Here is a 24,337-nt window from a genome sequence, read left to right on the forward strand (position 1 = left end):
CGTCGCGTGATATCCAGCCCTCATCCGCACCGGATCATTCGAACTCCATGATCACGTCGTCAACCGCCAGGCTGTCACCGGCCCCGGCGTTGATCTTGGACACCACGCCCTTTTTCTCGGCGCGCAGGATGTTTTCCATCTTCATCGCCTCGATCGAACACAGCGCCTGACCTTCCTGCACCTCGTCGCCGACTTCGACATCGACTTTGACGACAAGACCCGGCATCGGGCAGAGCAGCAGTTTGGAGGTATCGGGCGCGACCTTCTCGGGCATCATCGCCGCCAGCTCCGCCTGACGCGGACGGCGCACATTCACCCTAAGATCCGCCCCCCGCGTACGCACGCGGAAGCCCTGGGTGATCTTGCCGATCTTGAGCACCAGCGGCGCCTCGTCCACCTGGATCACCGCCAGCTGATCGCCCGGCGTCCAGTCGGATGCCACCCGCAGCTTGCCGCCATCGGCAAACTTGACGGTCGCCCCTTCGCGGTCGGCCTTGACCTTGAGGTCATAGCGCTCGCCCTGCAATGTCACGACCCAGCGTTTGCCGACCTTGCGCTCGTGGTTGTCCATGCGGCCCGAAACGCGGGTGCGGCGGATCTCGGCGATCCGGTGCATCGCGGCACAGGACGCCGCGATTCTGCGCAGCTCGCTCTCGGGCAGGTCGACCCCTTCGAACCCCTCGGGATATTCCTCGGCGATGAACGCCGTGGTCATGTCGCCGGAAACGAATTTCGGGTGGTCCATGACCGCCGACAGGAATGGCAGGTTGTGCCCGATCCCTTCGACCTCGAACCCGTCCAGTGCCCCGCGCATTGCCTCGATGGCCTGTGCGCGGGTCGGTGCCCATGTGCACAGCTTGGCGATCATCGGGTCATAGAACATGCTGATCTCGCCGCCCTCGTAGACCCCGGTGTCATTGCGCACCGCATTGTCGCCCGCGGGCGCATCGCCCTGCCACTTGTCATTCTCCAGCAGCGGCCCGGCGGCGATCTCGGCAGGCGGGCGATAGCGGGTCAGCCGCCCGATCGACGGCAGGAAACCGCGATAGGGGTCTTCCGCATACAACCGGTTCTCGATGGCCCAGCCGGTCAGCGTCACGTCATCCTGCGCAAAGGGCAGCTTTTCGCCATTGGCCACGCGGATCATCTGTTCCACCAAGTCAACGCCGGTGATCAGTTCGGTCACCGGGTGCTCGACCTGAAGGCGGGTGTTCATTTCAAGGAAATAGAAGTTCTTGTCACCATCGACGATGAATTCCACCGTGCCCGCGCTGGTATATCCCACCGCCTGCGCCAGCGCGACGGCCTGTTCGCCCATCGCCTTGCGGGTGGCCTCGTCCAGGAACGGGCTGGGGGCTTCTTCCACGACCTTCTGGTTGCGGCGCTGGATCGAGCATTCCCGCTCGCCCAGGTAGACGCCGTTCCCGTGGCTGTCACACAGCACCTGGATCTCGATATGCCGGGGCTGGGTCACGAATTTCTCGATGAAAATCCGGTCGTCGCCAAAGCTGTTGGCGGCTTCGTTCTTGGAGCTCTGGAACCCTTCGCGCGTCTCTTCGTCATTCCACGCGATACGCATGCCCTTGCCACCACCGCCGGCGCTGGCCTTGATCATCACCGGATAGCCGATTTCGTTGGAGATCTTCACCGCCTCGTCGGCATCCTCGATCAGCCCCATGTAACCGGGAACGGTGCTCACGCCAGCTTCTTGCGCGATCTTTTTCGAGGTGATCTTGTCGCCCATCGCCTCGATCGCGCCTTTCGGCGGGCCAACAAAGGCCACGCCTTCCGCTTCAAGAGCTTCGGCGAACTTGCTGTTTTCAGAAAGGAAACCATAACCCGGATGCACCGCCTGCGCGCCGGTCTTGCGGATGGCCTCCATAACCTTGTCGATCACGATATACGACTGGTTGGCGGGCGGCGGGCCGATATGCACCGCCTCGTCCGCCATCTGCACATGCAACGCATCCTTGTCCGCATCCGAATAGATCGCGACAGTGGAAATCCCCATCTTGCGAGCAGACTTGATGACACGGCAGGCGATTTCGCCCCGATTGGCGATCAGGATCTTGTTGAACATGGACTGTCCTTTGGCTGTGGTGATTGGGCAGGTGCAAGAAACGCGCGCACAGCCGGGTGCGGCGACAGGTCTTGCAACAGATGGGATTGACCTGACGTCGGCGAATACAGACGCCCGCGGCAGCGGTGAAACGCGTGCGCGGAATCGGACCGGTTGCGGTCGGTCTGGTCAGGAAATGAAAGGCGGGTTTGCGCGCGAAACCTAGCGGCAGCCGCCGCGCTGCTGGCAATAGAGTACGTTACCCGCAGCACCGAGCACCGCGCCGCCAACGACGCTGCCTTGCAGTACCGCGGCCCCCAGCACGCCCGCACCGGCGCCGTAGAGCGCCTGTTTGCCGACCGTGTTGCCACAGGCCGACAGGCCCGCACAAAGTACCAAGGCGATCCATGGCTTGCTTGCTCGCATCTCGCCCGTCCTTCTCTGGGTCTGGTGGCTGATGTGGCTACATGGCCCACCCCGCCGTCCCCGCGCAACGACAAAGCGCACCACCGCCGGGGATCGGCAATTCGATGCCGAAACAGCGCGCCAACCGGCCGGGCGAGACAAACGGGCAGGCCATCGTCAGAGACGAAAGCCTGCCCGCTCAGGGAAGGGGTACGGAATAGGTAGTCTGCAAACAGCGCGGGAATATGAACGCCGCCTACAACCTTTACGGTGGTACACTTTTGCCCATTCGCCAAGAGATAGTTTTCAGACCGGCAACTTTGAGCCGATTCTTGCCGATTTGATGCAAAACGCGAACCAATCACGCGGAATACCCCCGGAACACTTCGGGGAAGCTGACCCGCGCAATATTGACATCAAGCTTGAGAAGTGACTCGTAACTCTCTGGATCAAAAGGCTCTTCCGCCGGAACAACCTCGCGCCCAAACAGCCAACTCAGCCGTCCGGCATCTAGATTGCCACGTTCGAACGGCTGATCGCCGAAATGCTCCCACAGCGCGGCGACGAATCCTGCATCCGCCCGCCGGTCGGCCGGCCGGCGATCGGCAAAGCGTTCGCGCGCCTTGATCGGCGTGACACCCTTGGGATTCGGCCGCCTGATCGTGAACTGGAAATCCGTGCCCGCCAGACGTCCGGGGAAACCGCGATGCTTCAGCATGAGCCGCCCTCCGCGCAGCGCGCGTGACCGGCTCTGGCACATGGCAACGCCGTCTGGCTAGTCGTATTTGCCGGTGTAGGTCGGCTCGATGGTGACGGCTTCGGGTTCCGCCACGACGAATTCCTCGCGCGGCGAGGTATCACACGCGCTGATGGCAGCGACCAGACCGATCGCCGCGACAATTCTGAAGCTGGTAGACATGATTGTCTCCTGACTGCTCTCTTCGCTCTGCGAGGTTCGTTGACCCCGGCGCGCCCCTCGTTGGAGGCCACAATCGCTTTGCCGCGACTTGCGTCCTGAATAGCGTAGAAACAGTCAGATGGGAAACGCTCGTTTGTTGCCGGTCCGGCAGCGTGGCGGGTCGCCGCCACATGCCCGGGGCAATGCGCAATATCTTGCGTCCGCATCAATAGGCCTCCCAGATACAGTCGGCATCTTCAAGCCGATACGCCTCGAAAAACTGCGTCGCCTGCGGATTTGCCTCGCCAAACGGCACATCCCGGTCCGACATCGAGATCACCACATGGTTCGCGGCCAGCGCATAGTCGGCCATATAGGGAATCACCAGGTCGCGGCACAGGTGATCGATATCCGCCGCCGCCACGTCATAGCCGACCGATCCCCCCTCGCGCGCGATGGCGGGCGCAACGAAACGGAACCGCACGACGCTGTCCTTGCCGGTCTCCTCGACCAGCACCTGGCTCAGCGACACCGCCTGCCCCGAGGGCACCGACACCGCCTGCTGCGCCGTCGCGGACCCGGCCAGAACCGCAGCCGCCATGATAAGTCCACAGCCCCGGCCCTTCCGGCGACCGGCTCCTCCCGCCGGGGCTGCTGGCGCGGCACGTCCGGTGCGCGCATCCTTGCGATCACCCAGACCCTGGTCGCCCCGCCCCGCAACACGCCGCAATCCGGCAATGGCTGCGACATGCGCATCCCCGGCTGAGTGATGAGTCCGGAACTGGGCCAAAGGGGTCTCCTGGCGATCAAACGGGTCTAGGCGCGGATAGGCTCAGAGCGGAATATTGTCGTGCTTTTTCCACGGGTTCTGAAGCGACTTGTTGCGCAGCGAGGCAAAGGCGCGGCTTACCCGCATCCGGGTGGAATGCGGCATGATCACCTCGTCGATAAAGCCCTTTTCCGCGGCCACGAACGGGTTGGCAAAGCGGTCTTCGTAATCCTTGGTATGCGCCGCGATCTTCTCAGGGTCGCCAAGATCGGCACGATGGATGATCTCGGTTGCGCCCTTGGCCCCCATCACCGCGATCTCGGCGGTCGGCCAGGCATAGTTGAAATCGCCGCGCAGATGCTTGGACGCCATCACGTCATAGGCCCCGCCATAGGCCTTGCGGGTGATCACCGTGACCTTTGGCACCGTCGCCTCGCCATAGGCAAAGAGCAGCTTGGCCCCATGCTTGATGACACCGCCGTATTCCTGGCCGGTACCGGGCAGAAATCCGGGCACGTCGACAAAGGTCAGGATCGGGATTTCGAAGGCATCGCAAAAGCGCACGAACCGCGCGGCCTTGCGCGAACTGTCGATGTCCAGACACCCGGCCAGCACCATCGGCTGGTTCGCGACCACGCCCACGGGGCGGCCCTCAAGGCGAATGAAGCCGGTGATGATGTTCTTGGCGAAATCCTCCTGGATCTCGTAGAAATCCGCCTCGTCCGCGACCTTCAGGATCAGTTCCTTCATGTCATAAGGCTTGTTGGCATTGTCGGGGATCAGCGTATCAAGGCTCATCTCGACCCGGCCCGGCTCATCGAAGAAGGGACGTACGGGTGCCTTGTCGCGGTTGTTCAGCGGCAGGAAATCGACCAGCCGGCGCACCTCGGCCATGGCCTCGACATCGTTCTCAAAGGCGCCATCCGCGACGCTGGACTTGCGGGTATGGGTGCCCGCGCCGCCCAGTTCTTCGGCGGTGACAACCTCGTTGGTGACGGTCTTGACCACGTCGGGGCCGGTCACGAACATATAGGACGTGTCCTTGACCATGAAAATGAAGTCGGTCATCGCGGGCGAATAGACCGCGCCGCCGGCGCAGGGGCCCATGATCACGCTGATCTGCGGCACCACGCCGCTGGCCATGATGTTGCGCTGGAACACTTCCGCATAGCCCGCGAGGCTGGCCACGCCTTCCTGAATCCGCGCCCCGCCGGAATCGTTGATACCGATGACCGGTGCGCCGTTCTGCATCGCCATGTCCATGATCTTGCAGATCTTCTGGGCGTGAGTTTCCGACAGCGAGCCACCGAACACGGTGAAATCCTGCGAGAACAGATAGACCATGCGGCCATTGATCGTGCCCCAGCCGGTGACGACACCATCGCCGGCGGGACGCTGTTTCTCCATTCCGAAATCGGTGCAGCGATGCGCCACGAATGTATCGAACTCTTCGAAACTGCCTTCGTCCAGCAGCAGTTCGATCCGCTCGCGCGCCGTCAGCTTGCCACGGGCATGTTGAGAGTCGATCCGCTTTTGCCCCCCACCCAGACGGGCGTCCTTGCGGCGGTCCTCCAACTCGGAAAGGATATCTTTCATGGCGTGTCCTCTTGCAGATTTTGCCGGACCCTACAGAAGCCCGCGACGCAACCAAAGGGTTAATCCGCATATTTGCAAATCATTAGCCGCAAATCACCTGAAAAATGCAAAACTGCTAATTAACACTTGAAATGCATGGCGGTTGCGAAAACTTGGGCGTATAGGGTTGAGTCTTATCATGCCTGATTCACCCAACATACGCTTCCTTGACAGGAGCACGCCACCGCATATCGCGACGCTGATCCTGATGACCGGGCTGTCGGCGTTGGCGATGAACATCTTTCTGCCCAGCCTGCCCAACATGACGGTGCATTTCCAGGCGGATTACCGGGTGCTGCAACTCTCGGTGGCGTTGTACCTGGCGACAAGCGCGGTGTTGCAGCTGTTTATCGGCCCCCTGGCCGACAAGCTGGGGCGGCGGCCGGTCACACTCTATGGCATCGTCCTGTTCCTGCTGGCCACGCTCGGCTGTGTTTACGCGCCTTCCGCGGAAGTTTTCCTGATCTTCCGGATGTGCCAGGCGGTCATCGCGGTGTGCATGGTGCTGGGCCGTGCGGTGGTGCGCGACATGTACCCGCAGGACAAGGCCGCCAGCATGATCGGCTATGTCACCATGGGCATGGCCATCGTGCCGATGATCGGCCCGGTGGTCGGCGGCGTGGTCGACGAGGTGCTGGGCTGGCAGGCCAATTTCTGGCTGCTCTTCGCGCTGGCCGCGCTGATGTTCCTGCTGATCCGGTTCGACATGGGCGAAACCGGCGGCAAGAGCGGGCTCAGCCTCGCGCAGCAATTCGGCGAATATCCCGAGCTTTTGCGCAGCCCGCGTTTCTGGGGCTATTCGCTGGCCATGGCGCTGTCGTCCGGGGCGTTCTTTGCCTATCTGGGCGGCGCGCCCTTTATCGGCACCGATGTTTACGGGCTCGAACCCTCGGCCCTTGGGTTCTACTTTGGCGCCCCTGCCCTTGGCTATTTTCTCGGCAATTTCCTGACCGGACGCTTTGCGACCCGCGTGGGCATCAACGCGATGATCCTCTGGGGCTGTATCCTGTGCCTCTTTGGCATCGCGTTGTCGCTGGTCATCACCTATCTGGGGGCGGACACGCATTTCAGCTTTTTCGGGCTGATGGCCTTTGTCGGGCTGGGCAACGGCCTCTCCATGCCCAATGCCACCGCCGGGATGCTCTCGGTGCGCCCGCATCTCGCCGGCACGGCCTCGGGGCTTGGCGGGTCGATCATGCTGGGGGGCGGTGCCGCGCTCAGCGCGCTGGCCGGCGTGTTGCTGACCTCCGAGACCGGGGCCTTTCCGCTGCTCTGGATGATGCTGGTGACCGCGGTGCTCGGCATCCTGTCGATCGTGCTGGTGATCATGCGGCAACGTAAACTCGGCCTCTGAGCCTTGCACCGGGCAATTTGCAAAGTTAGCTTGCGCTTGCTCTGATTTTTGCAAAGGCACGCCATGGCGACCCAGAAACTCTATGCCGGGGCCAAGCTGCGCGAGATGCGCACGCGGCTCGGGCTGACGCAAAAGGATTTCGCCGCCAAGCTCGGCGTGTCCCTGCCTTATCTGAACCAGATGGAGAACAACAACCGCCCGGTCAGCACCACGGTCGTGCTCGCGCTTGCGCAGGAATTCGGCATGGATGTGACTGAACTCTCGACCGGCGACAGCGAGCGGCTGGTCAGCGACATGCGCGAGGCGCTTGCCGATCCGGTCTTTGCCGATGCCATGCCCCCGATGGCCGATCTGCGGCTGACCGCGTCCAATGCCCCGGCGCTCGCCCGCGCGTTCATCGACCTGCATCGCAGCTATCGGCAAACCCAGGAACGCCTCGCCTCGCTGGACGAGGCGCTCGGACGCGAAGATGCCCGCACCCAGACCAGCCCCTGGGACGAGGTGCGGGATTTCTTTCACTATTGCGACAACTATATCGACGCGGTGGACCGGGCGGCCGAGAACTTTGCCGGAACCGCCGCCGCGCCGCAGGATATTCGCGCCGCCGCCACCGCCCAATTGACCGCGCGCGGGGTGGTGGTGGCCTTTGTCGATATGGACCCGCTGCGCCAGTTCGATGCCGAGCGCAAGATCCTGCGCCTTTCGTCACGCGCGACACCCCAGACGCAGGTGTTCCAGATGCTGCTGCAACTCGCCCTGCTGACGCAGGACAAGCTGCTGGAGGCCACGCTCGATCTCGCCCGGTTCCAGACCGATGCGGCACGGTCGATCGCCAAGATCGGCCTGGCCAACTATTTTGCCGGGGCCGCATTGATGCCCTATCGCGCCTTTCTCGCCGCCGCGCAGGATTGCCGCCATGATCTCGAACGGCTGAGCCTGCAATTCGGGGCCTCGATCGAACAGGTGGCGCACCGGCTGTCCACTATGCAACGCCCGGGCGCCAAGGGGTTGCCATTTTTCTTTGTCCGCGTCGATCAGGCCGGCACCATCACCAAGCGCCACAGCGCCACGCGGCTGCAATTTGCACGGTTCGGCGGGGCCTGCCCGCTATGGAACGTGCACCAGGCCTTTGAAACGCCGGGCCGTTTCCTGCGCCAGCTGGCCGAAACACCGGACGGGGTCGGCTATATCCTGCTGGCGCGCGATGTCTCCAAACCCGGCGGCAGCTTTGGCGCGCCGGTGCGCCGCTATGCGATTGCCCTTGGCTGCGAGGTAAAGCACGCGGATACGCTGGTCTATGCCGACGGGCTGGATGTGTCCGACACCGGCAGCTTTGAACCGATCGGCATTTCCTGCCGGATCTGCGAGCGCAAGGGCTGCCATCAACGTTCGGTGCCGCCGCTTGAGCGGCAGCTTACCATCAACGAAAACGAACGGGGCGTGCTGCCCTATCAGGTCAACTGACGCCCCTGCACAGGGTCATGCCGACAGTATGCCCCAGATCTGGTCCTTGAGCATCGCGCGCTGCTTGCGCAGTTCGACCATGGCGAGGTCTTCCATCGGCGTGACATTGGTTTCGGCCCGGTGCACCGCGCGGTTGATCTCGTGATAGTCCTCCGCCAGCCGGGCGAAATGCGCGTCGGACTGCTTGAGCGCGTGAATTTGCGCGGCCTTGTCCGGAAATTCTTCGTGCAGTTCGTGCGGGGTGTGGGACATGGGTTTGCTCCGGTTCCTGTTGCTCCGCCGCAGGATATCGCCGCCTCGCCACCAACCGCCTTGACCGGGATCAAACCGCGGCGCGATTTCCCGTCCGCGCGGTGAAACTCAGCGGCGCGCCCGCCGCCAGCCCGCCCGCCGCGCCTCGGCCTCGCTACAGAACCACCGCTCGCCTTTGGCCATGTTGATCTGCGTTCTGCCGTAATGCTCCTGCCCGGGCACGTGATAGATTTTCACCCCCTTGGACGAGACGTTGCCCTTGATCGGGCAATCCTGCCGCGACGGCGGCACCGCACTGCGCTTGGCCGAGCGGAACTGCGCCGGACGCTGGAACCGGCTGCCATGCAATCCACGGCCATTTACCGCCGCGCCCTTTTCATCCAGATCGTAATCCATCGCGTATCTGCGATAGGCAAAGGCCAGACCGTCCGAGACCATGGCCCGCCCCACGTCACGGCCGGCCACCTCGCAACGGGCCACGATGCGGCCATAGCGGTCGGTATCGACAGCCTTGCATCCGGCGCGCTTGCCCTCATAGCGCGCCTTGACCTGCTGCGACACCCACTGGCCACAGCCCCAGACCGCACCGTCCGGGCTCTGGCAGGTCTGATCCGACTCGGGGGCATCGATCCCGAACAGCCGCACCCGCTCGCCGCCGACATCCCAGGTGTCGCCGTCGATGACCCGGATACGCCCGCGGGGATCCGCCGCCGCAAGCAACGGAATCAGGCACAGAACAAAAATGGCACAAATCCTTAACATCCGGTTTACATAGGGATGTCCGAGGGGCTCTACAATCCGCTTCCGGGTGTTGGTTAACCGGCTAGCGTTGCGCCACTTTCCACGCGGGATGCTGCCACGGTTGATCATTTGCCGGTGCCAGAGGCGCGCGGCCCAACAGGTGATCCGACATCTTTTCCCCGACCATGATCGACGGTGCGTTCAGGTTGCCATTGGTGATACGGGGAAAGATGCTGCTATCCGCGACCCGCAATCCATCAACGCCGATCACCCGGCCCGCCGGATCCACCACCGCGTTGGGGTCATCCGCCCGTCCCATGCGACAGGTGCCGCAGGGGTGATAGGCGCTCTCGGCGTGCTCGGCGATCGCGGCATTCAGTTCGTCGTCGCTTTGCAGCTTCGCTCCGGGCTGGATTTCATGGCGCACGAAAGGTGCAAATGCGGGCTGTGCAAAGATCTCGCGGGTCAGGCGGATGCAGGTGCGGAATTCTTCCCAATCCTGTTCGCTGGACATGTAGTTGAACCGGATCATCGGAGCCGCGTCCGGATCAGCGCTGCGCAGCGTCACCGCACCCCGGCTGGACGAGCGCATTGGCCCCACATGCGCCTGGAACCCATGGCCCTCGGCTGCCGCCTTGCCGTCATAGCGCACCGCCATGGGCAGGAAGTGATATTGAATATCCGGATAGGGCACGCCGGGCCGGCTGCGGATAAAGGCGGCGCTCTCGAACTGGTTCGACGCCCCCAGCCCGGTCTTGGAGAACAGCCATTGCGCGCCGATCATCGCCTTGCTGACCAGGTTCCAGTGCTTGTACAGCGTGACCGGCTGGCTGGCGGCCATCTGGATATACATCTCGAGGTGATCCTGCAGGTTCGCCCCCACGCCGGGCCGGTCGGCCAGCGGCGTGATCCCGTGTTCCGCCAGGTGACCGGCGGCACCGATCCCCGAGAGCATCAGAAGCTTGGGCGAGTTGATCGCCGAGGCCGCCAACACCACGTCGCGCCGGGCGCGGATCACCTCGGTGCGCCCGCCGCGCGCGATCTCGACCCCGCGGGCACGCCCCTCTTCGATCACCACCCTGCGTGCCAACCCGCGCACCAGCGTACAGGTATCGCGCCGCAGCGCCGGGCGCAGATAGGCATTGGCCGCAGACCAGCGCCGCCCGTTCCAGACGGTCTGCTCCATCGGGCCAAAGCCTTCCTGTTTTTGCCCGTTATAGTCATCGGTCAGCTGATAACCGGCCTGTTCGCCCGCCATCACAAAGGCGGAATGCAGCGGGTTGTTGCGCGGCCCCCGCGTGACATGCAGCGGTCCGTCGCCGCCCCGCCAGGCCGGATCGCCGCCATGCCCGCCATCGTGCCAGGACTCCATGCGCCGGAAATAGGGCAACACGTCGGCAAAGCTCCAGCCATCGGCCCCGGCCTCTGACCAATGGTCGAAATCCATCGCGTGCCCGCGCACATAGACCATGCCGTTGATGCTGGATGAGCCGCCGATCACCTTGCCGCGCGGACAGGCCAGCCGCCGGTTGTTCAGATGCGGTTCCGGCTCGGATTGATAGCCCCAGTCATAGCGCGACATGTTCATGGGATAGCTGAGCGCGGCGGGCATCTGGATGAACGGCCCCACGTCGCTCCCGCCATATTCGATCACGATGACCGAGGCCCCCGCCTCGGACAGGCGATAGGCCATGGCACACCCGGCGCTTCCGGCGCCGACAATCACGAAATCCGCTTCCATGGCCCTATTCTCCCCTCGGAAAGCGCTTGTTTTCCTCAAGGACATTCAGGTCCATGTGGTTGCGCATATAGCGTTCGGATGCCTTTTGCAGCGGCTGGTAATCCCACGGGTAGTACCCGCCCTGGCGCAGGGCTTCGTAGACCACCCATCGCCGCGCCTGGCTGGCGCGCACCTCGGCATCATAGGCGTCAAGATCCCAGCGGGCCTCGGACTTGGCGCGCAGGGTGGCCAGCGTGCCCCGATGCGCCGGATCGGGTGCAAGATTGGTCAATTCAAACGGGTCGGCCTCGAGGTCGAACAGCTGCTCGGGATCCAGCGCACAGCGGTTGTATTTCCACTTGCCATAACGCAGCGACACAAGTGGCGCGTTGCTGGCCTCGGCGGCATATTCGATGGCCACCGGGCTGCTGCGCTCGCTCCCGCTGGCCAGCGGGGACAGGTCTTCGCCATCGGTCCAGGGAGCGATCTCGGCCATGTCGATCCCCGCCAGCGCCGCCAGCGTCGGCGTCACATCAAGGGTCGAGACCGGCGCATCGACCCGCCCCGCCGGCATGCCCGGCGCCGAAATCATCAGCGGCACCCGCGACGAGCCCTCGTAGAAGGACATCTTGAACCACAGCCCGCGCTCGCCCAGCATGTCGCCGTGATCCGACACAAAGACCACGATGGCCTCTTGCCGTGTATCGTCGAGCACCTGGAGGATCTCGCCGATCTTGTCATCAAGATAAGAGATATTGGCGAAATAGGCCCGGCGCGCGCGCCTGACATGATCCTCGGTGATGTCAAAGCTGCGCCAGTCATTGGCGTCAAAGATGCGTTTGGAATGGGCGTCATGCGCGTCATAGTCCATGGCCGGCACCTCTGGCAGCAGATGCGCGCAATCCTCGTACAGATCCCAGTATTTGCGCCGCGCCACATAGGGGTCATGCGGGTGGGTAAAGCTGACGGTCAGCGCCCAGGGGCGATCATCGCCGCCGCGCGCCAGATCATAGAGCTTGGCCTTGGCGTGATGGGCGACCTCGTCGTCATATTCCATCTGGTTGCTGATCTCGGCCACGCCGGCACCGGTGACCGAGCCCATGTTGTGATACCACCAATCGATACGTTCGCCCGGCTTGCGATAGTCCGGTGTCCAGCCGAAATCGGCCGGGTAAATGTCAGTGGTCAGGCGTTCCTCGAACCCGTGCAGCTGATCGGGGCCGACGAAATGCATCTTGCCCGACAGGCAGGTGTGATACCCCGCGCGGCGCAGATGATGGGCGTAGGTGGGGATGTCGCTGCGAAACTCGGCGGCGTTGTCATACACCCCGGTGCGGCGCGGCAATTGGCCGGACATGAAGCTGGCCCGCCCCGGCGCACAGAGCGGGCTGGCGGTATAGGCATTGGCAAAGCGCGCCGAACGCTCGGCCAGCTGCCTCAGATTGGGCGTATGCAACCAGTCGGCCGGCCCGTCGGGAAACAGGGTTCCGTTCAGCTGATCGACCATGAGGATCAGGATATTTGGCTGGGTCACTGGCGCGGCTCCTTGAGAATTTCCAGCACCGACAGGGCATGGGTCACTGCCATTTCCGGCGCTTCGGCGTCGTTCAGCGCCGCACGGATATAGAGCCCGTCGATCAGCGCGATCAGGGTCTTGGCCGCGCCCCCCGGATCACGGACCAGCGGGCGCAGCGCGTGGATCAGGTTCGAGCGCATGCGGGCCTGGTAGATCTGCCACAGGCGCAGCGCCTGGGCGTTGTTCCGGGCCAGCACATAGAACGTCATCCAGGCGCTGATGGTCTGGGGCGTGAAACAGGACGGGGCGAAACAGGCGCGGATCACCGCCTCGGCACGGGTCTCGGGCCGCGCCCGGCGCAGCTCGGCACAGACCTCGGCCCCGAAATCCGACAGGATACGGCGCATCGCAGCCAGAAAAATCTGCTCCTTGCCGCCAAAATAGTGATGCGCCAATGCGCTCGACATGCCGGCGCGCCGGGCAATCTGGCTGACGGTGACGTCCAGCGACCCCGCCGTGCCGATCTCGGCGATCGTCGCCTTGACCAAGGCTTCGCGCCGAACGGGTTCCATTCCGATCTTGGGCATAGTGCTGCTCCGGGCTGATGACTGCCCGAAGCTAGGAGGTGTTTATTGACTCGTCAATCAATAAACCGCATCACTCGACCCGCTGGTATTCCAGCAGATTGCCGCGTGGCAGGTAGAACAGCGACAGATCGCCGTCACCCAGCGTTTCGATCGCATAGCAATAGACATCGCCATGGGCGCTGTCGATGGCGCGCAGATACGGCCCCGCATCGCTTTCCTCGTCACAGCTGTCCTGGATCGAAAGGTAATCGACACCGGTATCCGCCCCGTCATAATGACCGGTCCGTTCGGCACCCGAAATCGTCAGGTGTTCGTTGGGATCGTCCACCGAAACCCATTCACCCTGCAATTGCGCATACAAGGCGTCGATCTCGGATTCGGGCCGGGTTTGCGCCTCGCTCAGCGAAACGGTCGCCGCTATGTCGTCTTGCAGGGTGACGGTTCCGCGAACCGCCAGCGGGGTCGCCGGGGCGAGTTCGTTCAGGAACGCCAGGATCTCGGTTGGCGTGCCGACCCCGGCTTCGTAGCGGACTCCACCGGCATGAAAGGCACAGATCAGCGCATCGGCTTCCTTGGAGGGGCGGCAGGATTGGAACACTGCGTCATCGCGCAGCAGGTCCTTGCTGGCCTCGGATTCGCTGAGCTGGGACAGTTTGACGCTGACATCCGCCTGCCCTGCCTCGACCGCAATCGCATGAAAAAGGGCAATCTGGTGGCCATGCACGATGCAATCGTCGCTGTTCACGATGGTAAAACGCGAATCGCTTGTGCAGAATTCGGCCCCCGTGCGCGCCGGCAGCGGGTCGGGCGACTTGGCATGCAGATAGATCGGCCCCCCGGTCAAATCCCGTGCCAGCGGTGTCTGGCAGGCCCCCGGCTCGATCGACCACCACCCTTCGGAGACCTTGTCGCCGCCGACCTGATAGGCCACGGCCACCGCCTGGAGCACCTCGGTGTCATTGCACACTTCCAGCCCCGCGAGCGCCGCCGTCGGACAGCCAAGCGCCAACGCCAGGTATGCTGAAATGCGTGCGGATCTGATCATGATCGTACTCCCTGCCATGGAGTCGAGGGTATCTCGGACTTGGCACGGCAGTTCAACTCTTCATATGGCGGTTTTTCGAAACAAAAGCGTCAACAGACGCCGCAAACCGCTGGCTACACCTTGGTTGCCGGTGTGGCCGGGGTGATTTGCCGGCGATTCAGCACCGCCTCGCGCCAGGTGATGAAACAGACCGCCCCAAGAACGATCGCCCCGCCCAGAACCACCCAGACATCGACCGGCTCGCCAAAGGCCAGCGCCCCCAGCGACGTTGCCCAGACCAGTTGCAGGAACGTCACCGGCTGGGTCACCGCAACCGGGGCCGCCGCAAAGGCAAGCGTCATCGTGTAATGCCCCGCCGTCGCGAAACAGGCGACACCGAACAGGATGCCGATCTCGGTCCATGTCGGGGTCACCCAGACCGCATAGGCAAAGGGGGCCAGGACAATCGTCACCACGATCGACAGCATCCCCACCACAACCGAGGCCGGCACCTGATCCGCCGTCACCTTGGCCAGCAGGTAAGAGCCGCCAAACACCACCGCCGTCAGCAGCATGGCCAGATGTCCCGGCTCGATCTCGCGAAATCCCGGCCGCAGGATGATCACCGCCCCGATCAGCGCCGTGACCACCGCCGCGATGCGCCGCATCGCCAGTTTTTCCCCCAGAAACAGCGCCGCGCCAAGGGTCACATAGACCGGCGCCAGATAGTTGATCGCGGTGACCTCGGCCAGCGGGATCCGGGTCATCGCAAAGAACCACAGCATCACCCCCACCGAATGAAGCGCGCCGCGCAGGCTGAATTGCAGGATCAGCTTGCCGGTGAACCGGGTTCTGAACATCGCCGGCAGCATCGGGATCAGGAACACCAGCCCCAGAAGATACCGCAGGAACGCCTGTTCCTCGGGCGGGATCCGGGGACCCAGGTATTTGACGATGGCAGTAACGGCGACAAAGCACAGCCCTGTCACCAGCATCCAGAGCACGCCAACAAGGGGCCGCGATGTCGGTGTCTTGTCCATGCCCCACGTTCAACACCCGATCCGCGCCGGACACAACCCTTCACATGATAAGTAATTTGACGGCAATCGCCCACATCACGAGCGCAATCACCACGTCCAGCACCTGCCACGCCCGCGCGCGGGCAAAAAACGGGGCCAGCAGGCGCGCGCCGTAGCCCAGCGTGAAAAAGAACACGAAACTCGCCGAAACCGCGCCCAGGCCAAAATGCAGCCGGTTCGGATATTGCGCCGAAATCGACCCGATCAGCACCACGGTATCCAGGTAGACATGCGGGTTGAGCCACGTAAAGGCCAACACGGTCAACAGGCTGGCTCCCAGGCTGCTGGCCGCGCCGTTCCCGGTCACCAGCGCCGACCCGCCGCGCCACGCGTTGCGCAGGCTGATCGCGCCATAGACGATCAGGAAAGCCGCCCCGCCATAGCGCATCACCGGCTCGAACCATGGCACAAGCGTCGCCAGCGATCCGAACCCGGCAACCCCGGCCGCAATGAGCAGCGCGTCGGACACCGCGCAGGTCAGGCAGATCCAGAAAACATGCTCGCGCCGCAGCCCCTGGCGCAGCACAAAGGCGTTCTGTGCGCCGATCGCAAGGATCAGGCTGAACCCCAGGGCAAAACCCGCAAGATAGGTGGAAATCATGACGCTCCCTTTCGCGTTGCCTTCGCGTTGTCGCGGTTTGACTAAAGCGGGGCTGATCTTTTATCCAGTTAAAGAAACTCGTCCAGATTAAGAAACGCTAATGTACTTTGACCCCCACCAGCTTGCCGCCCTCGTGGCCGTCCTGCGCCTTGGCAGCTTTGACGCGGCGGCCTCCGACCTTGGCGTCACCCCTTCGGCGGTTTCCCAGAGGATCAAGGCACTGGAAGACCGGGTCGGCGGCGCGCTGATCCTGCGTGGCGCGCCCTGCACCGGCACGCCCGCCGGGACGCGGCTGGTGAAACATGCCGAGGACGTGGCGCTTCTGGAAGCACAGGTCAGCCGCGAACTGGCGCTCGAAAGCACGGCCGGGCCGGTGCGGCTCAGGATCGCGGTCAATGCCGACAGCCTCGCCACATGGCTGGTTCCCGCGCTGTCCGGGGTGACGGGCATGTTGTTCGACCTGGTGATCGACGATCAGGATCACAGTGCACAATGGCTGCGGCGCGGCGAGGTCAGCATGGCAATCACCGCACAGGGCAAACCCGCCGCCGGATGTGATGCCTGGCCGCTGGGGGCGCTGCGCTATGTTCCCACCGCCAGTCCGGCCTTCATGCGCCGCTGGTTCTCCGGGGGCGTCGATCCGGCCTCGCTTGCCCTGGCACCCTGCCTGACCTTCGATGCCAAGGACATGTTGCAGCGGCGCTGGATCGAACAGGTCTTTGGCACCTCCGTCACACCGCCCGCGCATTACCTGGCGTCGACACAGGCCTTTGTCGATGCCGCCGCCGCCGGGCTGGGTTGGGGGATGAATCCGCAACAGCTCGTGACGCCCCACCTGGCGGACCAAAGGCTGCTGCAACTTGTGGCGGACGCGCCGCTGGACGTGCCGCTGTCGCTTCAGGTCAGCCGCGTCATGGCACCGCCCCTTGCCCCGGTCATCCGGGCCATCCGCAGCGCCGCCAGGCAAGGGCTTGTTGCCGGCTGAGCCCGGTTCATCCACGGGCCTCGCCGTCGCGAGACGATGGCAATGCGCGCAATAAAATGTCCCAGAAAGACGGTATGCCACAGTATTCTTTCGCGCCTCGCCAAATTGACGCTAGCCAGGTCGCAAAACGCGGATTATATGCCGCTATCAGAGAGTCACGCGCATCACAAAGGGATCGACACATGGCCGGCTATAACAAGACCTTTGAATTGACCGTGGATGACATCGACCGCATCGAAACCGCCCTGCGTCTGCACAAGCAGGCGGTTTCGCTTGATCGGATCGAACTGTCCGAAGCACAGGGCACCGCATCTGATACATCGCGCGCCGGGCGGATCGACGCAGAGTTGATAGCCATCCATGACCTGCTCGGACGGCTGCACAACCAGAAGATTTTCTATCGTCCGACCAAGGCGCAAAAAGTGCCTTATGTCAGCGGCTAGGGAACAGCCCGATCAGAGCTGTTCCATGACCTCGTCGCTGGCCTCGAAATTGCTGGTGACGCGCTGAACATCGTCATCGTCCTCCAGCGCATCGATCAGCTTCATCAGCTTCTGCATGCCCTCCAGGTCCATCTCGGTCGTGGTGGTGGGACGCCAGACCAGCTTGGTGCTCTCTGATTCACCCAGCTCGGCCTCGAGCGCGGTGGCCACGTCGTTCAGATCGGTATCGGCACACCAGACGACATGCCCGTCTTCCGAGCTTTCCACGTCTTCGGCCCCGGCCTCGATCGCCGCCATCATCACCGTATCGGCGTCGCCAACGCTGGCCGGATAGGTCACTTCGCCCTTACGGTCGAACATGAAACCGACGCTGCCGGTCTCGCCCAGATTGCCGCCGTTCTTGGAAAAGGTCGAACGCACCGTAGACGCGGTGCGGTTGCGGTTGTCGGTCATCGCCTCGACGATCACCGCGACGCCGTTGGGGCCATAGCCCTCATAGCGGATTTCCTCGTAATCGTCGCCTTCGCCGGCAACCGATTTCTTGATCGCGCGGTCGATCACGTCCTTGGGCACGGATTGCGACTTGGCTTCCTTGACCGCCAGACGCAAACGCGGGTTTTTCTCGGGATCCGGGTCGCCCATCTTGGCCGCCACGGTGATTTCCTTGCTGAGCTTGGAAAACAGCTTGGAGCGCGCCGCGTCCTGACGTCCCTTGCGATGCTGAATATTTGCCCATTTGGAATGGCCGGCCATGAAAAGACTCCTGCTGATGTCGCGGTATCGCCGCTCTATAGGGGAAAGCACGGCCCGGGTTCAATCCCCGACACGCCGCGATGCCCTGCTTGCGACTGCAACGATCCACAGAACGGCCGCGAAACGCTGAAATCTGGTCTCGCAACCACCCGCTTTGCCCTCGCTGCATCCTGCGCTAGGCTCTGGCCAAACAGATAACGGGCAGCGCGCAGATGACCACCGACCAGATTATCCTCTTCACCCTGTTCGGGGGGGTATTTGCCCTGCTGCTCTGGGGGCGGTTTCGGTATGATCTGGTGGCGTTTTCGGCGCTTATGCTGGGCGTGGTGCTGGGTGTGGTGCCGGTGGATGACGCGTTTTCGGGCTTTGGCCACCCTGCCACGCTGGTGGTGGCGCTGGTGCTGATCGTATCGGCGGGGCTTGTGCGATCGGGGGCGGTGTTCCTGATCACCCGCACGCTGGTTGACAGCAGCCGCGCCCTTGGCGGGCATATCGCGCTGATGGGCGGCATCGGCGCGGTGCTCTCGGCCTTCATGAACAATGTCGCGGCGCTGGCCCTGCTGATGCCGGTCGATATCCAGACCGCGCGCAAGGCCGGACGCACGCCGGGGCTGTCGCTGATGCCGCTGGCCTTTGCCACCATCCTGGGCGGGATGGTGACGCTGATCGGGACGCCGCCCAACATCATCATCGCGTCGATCCGCCAGCAATCGCTGGGCGAGCCGTTTCGCATGTTCGACTTTGCACCGGTCGGCGGTCTCGCGGCGCTGGCCGGTCTCGCCTTTGTGGCGCTGGTCGGCTGGCGGCTCATCCCCAATCGCGACAATGACACGGGCGGGGCCGAGAACCTGGCCGATTATGTCGCGGAACTTACCGTGCCCGAAGAGTCCGAGCATATCGGCAAGCGGCTGGCCGAGCTCTACGAGACCGCCGAGAAATCGGATGTTGCAATCATCGGGCTGATCCGGGGCGGCAAACGGCGCTATGGGCGGGCGGCCAATGCGCTGCTCGCGGCCGAGGATACGCTGGTGCTCGAAGCCCGGCCCGAGGCGATCGACGAATTCCGCGCGGCCCTGAAGCTCGATTTTTCCGACAGCAAGCGGCAGGAGCTGCTCACCGCCGATGGCGACGGGCTCGAAGTGATCGAAGTCGTGGTGCCCGAACATGCCCGCATCACCGGCAAGACCGCGCAGGCGGTCGGGCTGGCGTGGCGGCGCAACACGGTGCTGATGGGCATTTCGCGGCGCGGGTCGCGGATCACCCGGCATGTGCGCCAGACCGAGATCCTGCCCGGCGACATCCTGTTGCTGCTCTGCCCGCGCGATCAGGGGGCGGATGTGACCGACTGGCTCGGCTGCCTGCCGCTTGCCGCGCGGGGGCTGAGCGTGACGGCCAATGACAAGGTCTGGCTGGCCATCGGGCTGTTCGGGGCGGCGGTTGCCGCCGCGAGTTTCGGGCTGCTGTACCTGCCCATCGCGCTCGGGCTTGTGGTGATCTCATACGTGCTGACCCGTATTCTGCCGATCCGCGAGATCTATGACCATATCGAATGGCCCGTGGTGGTGCTGCTGGGATCCATGATCCCACTCGGCACTGCGCTGGAAACCTCGGGGGGCACCGAACTCATCGCCGGGGCGCTGACCGACCTGACGGCGGGGCTGCCCACGTGGATGGTGCTGACCGTGTTGATGGTGGTGACCATGACCCTGTCGGACGTGCTGAACAACACCGCCACGACCATCGTCGCCGCGCCGGTGGGCATCCAGATGGCCCAGACCCTGAACGTGTCGCCCGACCCGTTCCTGATGGCGGTGGCGGTTGCGGCTTCGGCGGCGTTCCTGACCCCCATCGGACACAAGAACAACACGCTGATCCTGGGGCCCGGCGGCTATCAGTTCGGCGATTACTGGCGCATGGGCTTGCCGCTTGAGATCATCATCATCGCGGTGTCGATTCCGGCGATCCTTGTGTTCTGGCCACTTGCGGGCTAGGCGGTTGCGATGAAACGCTTTCTGATCCTGCAACTGCGCCCCGAGACTGATGCCGCCGATGACGAATTCGCGGCGATCCTGGACAAATGCCGGTTGACGGCCGATCGCGCCCATCGGATCCGGCTCGATTGCGACACCCTGCCCGACGGTCTGGACGTGACCGCCTATGCCGGTGTCATCGTCGGCGGCGGCCCCGGCTGCGTCAGCGATGCCCCCGAGGTGAAATCCGAAATGGACGCGCGGATCGAAGCCCAGATCATGGACCTGATGCCGCAGATCACCGCGCGGGATCACCCGTTCATGGGCTGCTGTTACGGGCTGGGCATTCTCGCGCATCACCTGGGCGGCGATGTCAGCAAGGCACAATATGGCGAACCGGTCGGCCCGTCCGATTGCAGCCTCACGCCCGAAGCGGCGGATGACCCGCTGACCAGCGGCCTGCCCGACCGGTTCCAGGCGCTGGTCGGCCACAAGGAAGCGGTGCAGGTGCTGCCGCCCGGCTGTGTGCATCTGATTCAATCCGGCCCCTGCCCGTTCCAGATGATCCGCCATGGCAACAACGTCTATGCCACCCAGTTTCACCCCGAGGCCGATGCGCGTGACTTTGAGCGGCGCATCCGGATCTATCGCAACCACGGGTATTTCCCGCCCGATCAGGCCGATGCGCTGATCCAGACCTGCCATGCGGCCGAGGTGACCGTGCCCGGAGAAATCCTGCTCCGGTTTGCACAGCGCTATGGCTGATCTGGCGGCGACGGGTGACTACAGCGGCCAGATCAGCGGGATAAGCGCCGATGCCAGCAGACCGATGGACAGGTTGAGCGGAATGCCGACCTTCATGAAATCGGTGAACTTGTAGCCCCCCGGACCATAGACCAGCATGTTGGTCTGGTATCCGATCGGCGTGGCAAACGACGCGGATGCCGCGATCATCACCGCCACCACCAGCGGGCGCGGATCGATCCCCATGGCGCTGGCAAGGCCGATGGCTATGGGCGTGACCACAACCGCCACCGCGTTGTTTGACACAAGCTCGGTCAACACCGAGGTCAGCAGGTAGATCGCCCACACCACGAGGAACGGCGGCAGCGATTGCAGCCCCGGCGCGATAACCTCGACCACCAGGCTGACCGCTCCCGAGCTTTCGAGCGCCGCGCCGATGGCGAGCATCGAAAAGATCAGGGCGAGCAATTGCCCGTCGATAAAGGAAAACGCTTCGTCCGCATCGATACAGCCGGTGATCAGCACCGTGGCCACCGCGACAATCGACAACAGCAGGATTGGTGCCACGCCAAGCGCCGCAAGCAGCACGATCCCGACAAGCGCCAGAATGGCAATCGGTGCGTGGTTGCGACGATAGGCGCGGGCCGAGGGTTTGGAAACGTCGACCATTTCCATCTCCGCCGCCAGCCGCTGGATGTCCGCCGGCGCCCCTTCGAGCAGCAGCGTATCGCCGACCCGCACCACCAGGTCGTCAAGCTGCCGCCCGATATTCTGGTTGCGCCGATGCACCGCCAGCACATAGACACCATAGCGACGCCGCAGCCGCAGGGTGCCCAGCGTCCGGCCCACCATCTTGCAGCCCGGCGTGATCAGCACTTCGACCGTCGAGGTCTCGACCGCAGACACCTGATCGACGCGTTTCAGTTCCTTGTTGGCCTGCAGGCTCAGCAGTTCGGTCATCTGCGTGCGCAGAACCACGCGGTCACCGACCTGCAATTCGACGCCCTTGAGGTTGCGCCGCAGCGATACGTCTCCGCGCACCACATCGACCAGCCGCACGCCTTCGCGCTTGAACAGCTGCACCCCGGTGACTTCGCGCCCGATCAGGTTGCTCTCGGGTGGGATCACCGCCTCGGTAAAGAATTTCATGCGCGAGCGGTCGGACAGCATCATCGCCATGCTGTCGCGCACCGGCAGCAAGCGCGCCCCGACAAAGCGCAGATAGACCATGCCCCAGACAACGACCGCCAGACCCAGCGGCGTGACTTCGAAAATGCTGAAGGGTTCAAGCCCCTGCGCCCGTGCCACACCATCGACCAGCAGGTTGGTCGAGGTCCCGATCAGCGTCAGCGTGCCCCCCATGACGGCGGCATAGCTAAGCGGAATCAAGAGCTTGCTCGCCGCGAGGTCAAGCGTACGGGCGAGCTGGATGAAGACCGGGATCATCACCACGACCACCGGCGTGTTCGATACAAAGGCCGAGGCCAGCACCACGAAGGCAAGCAGCAGCCCGATGGCAAAGCGTGGGTTCACGCTGGCCTGTTTCTGCGCCAGCGTGGTAAAGGCATCCAGCGCCCCGGTCCGCACCAGTGCCCCCATGATGATGAACATCGCGGCAATCGTCCAGGGCGCGGGATTGGCCAGAACCGGCAGGGCCGCCTGATAGGGCAGTACCCCGGTCACCAGCATCGCCGCCACGCCGGTGATGGCCACGACTTCGGTTGGAAAAACCTCGCGCAGGAACAGGATGAACATGGCCGCCACGATGAGCAGCGTCAGGATGGCGCTGCCGGTGTCGGAAAGCTGAATAAGCTGCATGATGTGCGATCGGACCCGGCGCTGCAAATGGCTGGCGATCAGTTTCCTTCATTGCCGCGCCGGGCGCAAGGGGCACGTGCATGTCGTGCGGCGCCGCACGCCCCGCGCCGGAGCAAGTGCCCAAGACCGCGGCACGGCCCCGACATCCCGGCCCGACATGCGGATTACGGCGCGGCCTGTTCCAGCCTGCCCCCGACCCGGATCATGCGCACCGATGACGCGGCGCCGCTGCGGTCATCGGTTTCGACAAACACGCCGGACAGGGTCGCTTCGCCGCCCGCCGGGCTGAACCGGGCCTTGGGCATCCCGGTGATGAAACGGCGCAGCGGTTCTTCCTTGTCCATGCCGATCACCGAGTTGTAATCGCCACACATCCCCGCATCGCTCAGATAGCCGGTGCCGCCGGGCAAGACCTGGGCATCCGCGGTCGGCACATGGGTGTGGGTTCCGACAACAAGGCTGGCGCGGCCATCGCAATAATGCCCCATCGCCATCTTTTCCGAGGTCGCCTCGCAATGCATGTCAACGATCACCGCATTGGCCAGTCCGCCGCGCGGATGCGATTTCAGGATCGGCTCGACGGCGGAAAACGGATCGTCAAAGGGTCGTTTCATGAACACCTGCCCCAGCACCTGGAGCACCAGCACCTTGCGCCCGCCCGGAACCGTGAACAGCCGATAGCCCTTGCCCGGCGCGGTCTTGGCAAAATTCACCGGCCGCACGATGCGCGGTTCGGTTTCGATGAACTGCAACATGTCCTTTTGGTCAAACGCGTGATCCCCAAGGGTCACGCAATCGGCCCCCGCCTCCAGCAGCAGCTTGGCGTGCTCGCCCGTAAGGCCCATGCCGTTGCTGGCGTTTTCACCGTTGACCACGACAAAATCCAGCCGCCATTCCTCGCGCAGCCGTGGCAGCTGTGCCTTGATTGCCGTTCGGCCGGACCGGCCCATCACATCGCCCAGAAACAATAATCTCATGCCCTTGTCCTAGGCCGCAGGGCAACCGAGAGCAAGGGCCAAGCGTCGCCCGCAATGCACCCTAGGCCCCAATGCCGCCCCGGCGGATCATCGTGTCGGACACATGCCCGTAGGCCTTGCGCCAGGCGGCCTCGAGCTCGGGCGTGAAATCATCGCCCAGACCATGCCGCAGCGTATCGATCAGGGCATCGCCCATGGGCGCGAAATGCGCCGGTTTCACCCCAAGCGCAGCGTGCAACCTGCCCAGCCCGAGATATTGCCCGGCGCCGTCGGTCTCATCGTTCAGCCGCGACAGGATGATCCCCAGCGTGGTCATGAATTTCATCCCCTGTCCTTCGAGGTCTTCGCGAAACATGTCGCGCAGCCCCGGCGCGTGCCGAAACAGCGCACTGTAGAAATATTGCGGATGATCGTCAAAGTCGTGGCGCAGGCGTACAAGGCTGGCGCGCACCATGTCCAGTTCGGTCCGTGATAGGATCATGACAGGTATCCTCTCTGCGATATGCAGCGAGGGTATCACGCCGGTGGCGACGCGACCTTGAT

General features: G+C 63.7%; 24 protein-coding genes. 6 read left to right on the forward strand and 18 right to left on the reverse strand.

Going from position 1 to position 24,337, the window contains the following annotated elements; all coding sequences use genetic code 11:
• Positions 1–34: 34 nt before the first annotated feature.
• From ACP15R_RS01050 to ACP15R_RS01075, 6 genes are all read right to left on the reverse strand, one after another.
• Positions 35–2,080 carry a biotin carboxylase N-terminal domain-containing protein gene (locus ACP15R_RS01050; RefSeq protein ID WP_424984509.1) on the reverse strand — a complete coding sequence of 682 codons (2,046 nt, stop codon included), beginning with the start codon at positions 2,078–2,080 and terminating at the stop codon, positions 35–37.
• Between the two features lie 201 nt (positions 2,081–2,281).
• Positions 2,282–2,485, reverse strand: a complete 204-nt coding sequence (locus ACP15R_RS01055) for a hypothetical protein (protein ID WP_424984510.1) — start codon at positions 2,483–2,485, stop codon at positions 2,282–2,284.
• Between the two features lie 340 nt (positions 2,486–2,825).
• The gene (locus tag ACP15R_RS01060; protein ID WP_424984511.1) at positions 2,826–3,182 is read right to left on the reverse strand and encodes a hypothetical protein; all 357 of its coding nucleotides are present in this window, start codon (positions 3,180–3,182) and stop codon (positions 2,826–2,828) included.
• 57 nt (positions 3,183–3,239) lie between these two features.
• Entirely contained in the window at positions 3,240–3,383 is a 144-nt protein-coding gene (locus ACP15R_RS01065) for a hypothetical protein (RefSeq protein ID WP_424984512.1), read from the reverse strand.
• A gap of 205 nt (positions 3,384–3,588) precedes the next feature.
• Positions 3,589–4,152 (reverse strand): DUF6497 family protein, encoded by a 564-nt coding sequence (locus ACP15R_RS01070; protein ID WP_424984513.1) that lies wholly within the window; start codon positions 4,150–4,152, stop codon positions 3,589–3,591.
• A gap of 42 nt (positions 4,153–4,194) precedes the next feature.
• Positions 4,195–5,727, reverse strand: a complete 1,533-nt coding sequence (locus ACP15R_RS01075; protein WP_424984514.1) for an acyl-CoA carboxylase subunit beta — start codon at positions 5,725–5,727, stop codon at positions 4,195–4,197.
• Positions 5,728–5,905: 178 nt separating this feature from the next.
• Between ACP15R_RS01075 and ACP15R_RS01080 the strand changes: the two genes are divergently transcribed.
• Positions 5,906–7,120 carry a multidrug effflux MFS transporter gene (locus tag ACP15R_RS01080; protein WP_424984515.1) on the forward strand — a complete coding sequence of 405 codons (1,215 nt, stop codon included), beginning with the start codon at positions 5,906–5,908 and terminating at the stop codon, positions 7,118–7,120.
• A 63-nt stretch (positions 7,121–7,183) separates the two neighbouring features.
• On the forward strand, positions 7,184–8,584 hold the full coding sequence (locus tag ACP15R_RS01085; RefSeq protein ID WP_424984516.1) for a helix-turn-helix domain-containing protein: 1,401 nt from the start codon (positions 7,184–7,186) through the stop codon (positions 8,582–8,584).
• Between the two features lie 15 nt (positions 8,585–8,599).
• Here the strand turns inward: ACP15R_RS01085 and ACP15R_RS01090 are convergent, their stop codons facing one another.
• The 8 genes from ACP15R_RS01090 to ACP15R_RS01125 all read right to left on the reverse strand — a co-directional run bounded on the left by ACP15R_RS01090 (position 8,600) and on the right by ACP15R_RS01125 (position 16,104).
• Positions 8,600–8,836, reverse strand: coding sequence for a YdcH family protein (locus ACP15R_RS01090; RefSeq protein ID WP_424984517.1), 237 nt, complete (start codon positions 8,834–8,836; stop codon positions 8,600–8,602).
• A gap of 108 nt (positions 8,837–8,944) precedes the next feature.
• Positions 8,945–9,598 carry a thermonuclease family protein gene (locus ACP15R_RS01095; protein WP_424984518.1) on the reverse strand — a complete coding sequence of 218 codons (654 nt, stop codon included), beginning with the start codon at positions 9,596–9,598 and terminating at the stop codon, positions 8,945–8,947.
• Between the two features lie 61 nt (positions 9,599–9,659).
• The gene (gene betA, locus ACP15R_RS01100) at positions 9,660–11,318 is read right to left on the reverse strand and encodes a choline dehydrogenase (RefSeq protein ID WP_424984519.1); all 1,659 of its coding nucleotides are present in this window, start codon (positions 11,316–11,318) and stop codon (positions 9,660–9,662) included.
• A 4-nt stretch (positions 11,319–11,322) separates the two neighbouring features.
• Positions 11,323–12,831, reverse strand: a complete 1,509-nt coding sequence (betC, locus tag ACP15R_RS01105; protein ID WP_424984520.1) for a choline-sulfatase — start codon at positions 12,829–12,831, stop codon at positions 11,323–11,325.
• On the reverse strand, positions 12,828–13,400 hold the full coding sequence (gene betI, locus ACP15R_RS01110; protein WP_424984521.1) for a choline-binding transcriptional repressor BetI: 573 nt from the start codon (positions 13,398–13,400) through the stop codon (positions 12,828–12,830). Before betI ends, betC begins: the two co-directional genes overlap by 4 nt.
• 70 nt (positions 13,401–13,470) lie before the next feature.
• A complete protein-coding gene (locus ACP15R_RS01115) occupies positions 13,471–14,445 on the reverse strand; it encodes a DUF1036 domain-containing protein (RefSeq protein ID WP_424984522.1) in 975 nt (324 codons plus the stop codon).
• A gap of 113 nt (positions 14,446–14,558) precedes the next feature.
• Positions 14,559–15,464: a DMT family transporter gene (locus ACP15R_RS01120; protein ID WP_424984523.1), complete on the reverse strand. Its 906-nt coding sequence runs from the start codon at positions 15,462–15,464 to the stop codon at positions 14,559–14,561.
• A gap of 40 nt (positions 15,465–15,504) precedes the next feature.
• Positions 15,505–16,104, reverse strand: a complete 600-nt coding sequence (locus tag ACP15R_RS01125; protein WP_424984524.1) for a LysE/ArgO family amino acid transporter — start codon at positions 16,102–16,104, stop codon at positions 15,505–15,507.
• Positions 16,105–16,204: 100 nt separating this feature from the next.
• Here ACP15R_RS01125 and ACP15R_RS01130 point away from each other — a divergent pair, with 100 nt between their 5' ends.
• Together ACP15R_RS01130 and ACP15R_RS01135 are read left to right on the forward strand one after the other, a co-directional pair.
• Positions 16,205–17,089, forward strand: coding sequence for a LysR family transcriptional regulator ArgP (locus ACP15R_RS01130; RefSeq protein ID WP_424984525.1), 885 nt, complete (start codon positions 16,205–16,207; stop codon positions 17,087–17,089).
• Between the two features lie 182 nt (positions 17,090–17,271).
• Positions 17,272–17,532 (forward strand): hypothetical protein, encoded by a 261-nt coding sequence (locus tag ACP15R_RS01135; protein ID WP_424984526.1) that lies wholly within the window; start codon positions 17,272–17,274, stop codon positions 17,530–17,532.
• 12 nt (positions 17,533–17,544) lie between these two features.
• On the opposite strand, the gene ACP15R_RS01140 is transcribed toward ACP15R_RS01135, so the two are convergent.
• Positions 17,545–18,285 carry a YebC/PmpR family DNA-binding transcriptional regulator gene (locus ACP15R_RS01140; protein ID WP_424984527.1) on the reverse strand — a complete coding sequence of 247 codons (741 nt, stop codon included), beginning with the start codon at positions 18,283–18,285 and terminating at the stop codon, positions 17,545–17,547.
• Between the two features lie 212 nt (positions 18,286–18,497).
• Here ACP15R_RS01140 and ACP15R_RS01145 point away from each other — a divergent pair, with 212 nt between their 5' ends.
• The gene (locus tag ACP15R_RS01145) at positions 18,498–20,276 is read left to right on the forward strand and encodes an SLC13 family permease (RefSeq protein ID WP_424984528.1); all 1,779 of its coding nucleotides are present in this window, start codon (positions 18,498–18,500) and stop codon (positions 20,274–20,276) included.
• A 9-nt stretch (positions 20,277–20,285) separates the two neighbouring features.
• Positions 20,286–21,020, forward strand: coding sequence for a glutamine amidotransferase (locus ACP15R_RS01150; protein ID WP_424984529.1), 735 nt, complete (start codon positions 20,286–20,288; stop codon positions 21,018–21,020).
• 18 nt (positions 21,021–21,038) lie between these two features.
• On the opposite strand, the gene ACP15R_RS01155 is transcribed toward ACP15R_RS01150, so the two are convergent.
• The 3 genes from ACP15R_RS01155 to ACP15R_RS01165 all read right to left on the reverse strand — a co-directional run bounded on the left by ACP15R_RS01155 (position 21,039) and on the right by ACP15R_RS01165 (position 24,275).
• Positions 21,039–22,817: an SLC13 family permease gene (locus ACP15R_RS01155; RefSeq protein ID WP_424984530.1), complete on the reverse strand. Its 1,779-nt coding sequence runs from the start codon at positions 22,815–22,817 to the stop codon at positions 21,039–21,041.
• Positions 22,818–22,981: 164 nt separating this feature from the next.
• Positions 22,982–23,794: a TIGR00282 family metallophosphoesterase gene (locus ACP15R_RS01160; protein WP_424984531.1), complete on the reverse strand. Its 813-nt coding sequence runs from the start codon at positions 23,792–23,794 to the stop codon at positions 22,982–22,984.
• 61 nt (positions 23,795–23,855) lie between these two features.
• Positions 23,856–24,275, reverse strand: coding sequence for a globin domain-containing protein (locus ACP15R_RS01165; protein WP_424984532.1), 420 nt, complete (start codon positions 24,273–24,275; stop codon positions 23,856–23,858).
• Positions 24,276–24,337 lie beyond the last annotated feature (62 nt).

It is taken from the genome of Microbulbifer sp. S227A, assembly GCF_049800935.1.